Origin of the sequence: Pseudomonas sp. NPDC089752, from assembly GCF_044748725.1 — a bacterium.
Classification (GTDB): Bacteria; Pseudomonadota; Gammaproteobacteria; order Pseudomonadales; family Pseudomonadaceae; genus Aquipseudomonas.
In genome coordinates this window covers 1-1,994 of record NZ_JBIVGP010000036.1, presented here as the reverse complement: position 1 = coordinate 1,994, position 1,994 = coordinate 1, and the positions used below count along the sequence as shown (strand labels likewise).

1 protein-coding gene is annotated in these 1,994 nt (G+C 62.6%); it reads right to left on the bottom strand.

The features are described 5' to 3' along the window. Positions 1-1,994 (bottom strand): immunoglobulin-like domain-containing protein (locus ACIPZF_RS26085; protein ID WP_400804954.1); only part of this gene is annotated, 1,994 nt, incomplete at both ends.

The following is a 1,994-nucleotide window of genomic DNA, read 5'->3' as shown; positions in this document are numbered from 1 at the left end:
TTGATCGTCGAGCCATTGCTCAAGGTCACGGTCATCGCCGTGCCGGCTGGGTTGCTCAAGGTCGCGGTATAAACGATCTGGCCGCCCTCGGCGACGTCGCCGGTCGCGCTCAGCACCAGGTTAGTGGTGGCCTGGGTTTCTGGGCTATCGGTGACCGTGGTGGTCGGCGTGCCAGCGGTTTCGAGGTTCTCGTAGTTGCCGCCCTCGACCTTGGTGATGCTGTTGGTCAGCGGGGTGTTGGTGTTGTAGACGTTGTTCGGCGCAGTGAAGTTGACCGAGCCGGAGGATTGGCCAACATCGATGGTGATGCTCTGGCCGTTGGCCAGGGTCACCACCAGCGGCGAACCGGTGACTGGTGCCGAGACCGAAGCGGTGTAGGTGACCACGCCGCCCTCAACCACGCTTGGAGACGCGGTCAGGGTCACGGTCGACGTGTCGATGGTGTCGCTGACATTGGTCACGGCTTCGGCTGGGTTGACCGCCAGCTTCTCGAAGTCACCGCCGGTGGTGCCGGTGATGCTGACTTTGACCTCACCGGCGTCCTTGTAGACGTCGTCAGTTGGCGCCGCAACGGTCACTTGGCCAGCGGTCTGGCCGGCGGCGATATTGATGGTCGCGCCGTTGCTCAGCGTCACGGTCATCGCCGTGCCGGCTGGATTGCTCAAGGTCGCGGTGTAAACGATCTGGCCGCCCTCGGCGACATCGCCAGTCGCGCTCAGCACCAGGTTGGTGGTGGCCTGAGTCTCTGGGCTATCGGTGACCGTGGTGATCGGGGTACCAGTGGTGTCCAGGTTCTCGTAGTTGCCGCCTTCGACCTTGGTAATGCTGTTGGTCAGCGGGGTGTTGGTGTTGTAGACGTTGTTCGGCGCGGTGAAGTTGACCGTGCCGGTGGACTGGCCAACATCGATGGTGATGCTCTGGCCGTTGGCCAGGGTCACCACCAGCGGGCTGCCGGTGACCGGCGCCGATACCGAGGCGGTGTAGGTGACGACGCCACCCTCGACGACCGAGCCATTAGCAGTCAGTGTGACCGTGCTGGTGTCGATGGTATCGCTGACATTGGTGACCGCTTCGGCTGGGTTCACTGCCAGTTGTTCAAAATCACCACCGGTGGTCCCGGTGATGCTGACTTTGACTTCACCGGCGTCCTTGTAGACGTCATCGGTTGGCGCAGCGACGGTGACCTGGCCAGTGGTCTGGCCCGCAGCGATATTGATCGTCGAGCCATTGCTCAAGGTCACGGTCATGGCCGTGCCCGCTGGATTGCTCAGGGTCGCGGTGTAGACGATCTGGCCGCCCTCGGCCACGTCGCCAGTCGCGCTCAGCACCAGGTTGGTGGTGGCCTGAGTCTCTGGGCTGTCGGTGACCGTGGTGGTCGGGGTACCGGCGGTTTCGAGCTTCTCGTAGTTGCCGCCTTCGACCTTGGTGATGCTGTTGGTCAGCGGGGTGTTGGTGTTGTAGACGTTGTTCGGCGCGGTGAAGTTGACCGTGCCGGTGGATTGGCCAACATCGATGGTAATGCTCTGGCCGTTGGCCAGGGTCACCACCAGCGGCGAACCGGTCACCGGTGCCGTAACCGAAGCGGTGTAGGTCACCACGCCGCCCTCAACCACGCTTGGAGTCGCGGTCAGGGTTACGGTCGACGTGTCGATGCTGTCGTTGATAACCGTGACAGCTTCCGACGGGCTGATCGACAGCTGTTCAAAATTTCCACCCGCGACAGTCGTAATGGTCGTGCTGACCGTGGAACCATTGTTGTAGACATCGTTGGCCGGCGTCTGGAAGTTAACGCTGCCAGTGGACTGCCCGGCTTCGACGGTAACGGTCTGGCCATTCGACAGGGTCACGGTCACCGGCGTCTGAGCTGGGTTGCTCAGCGTCACGGTATAGGTGATCACCCCGCCCTCGGTCACGCTAGGCGAGGCAGTGAGGGTCGCGGTAGTGGTATCGACCGAATCCGAAATGACGGTCTGGGCAGGCGCCGGGTTCGGCGT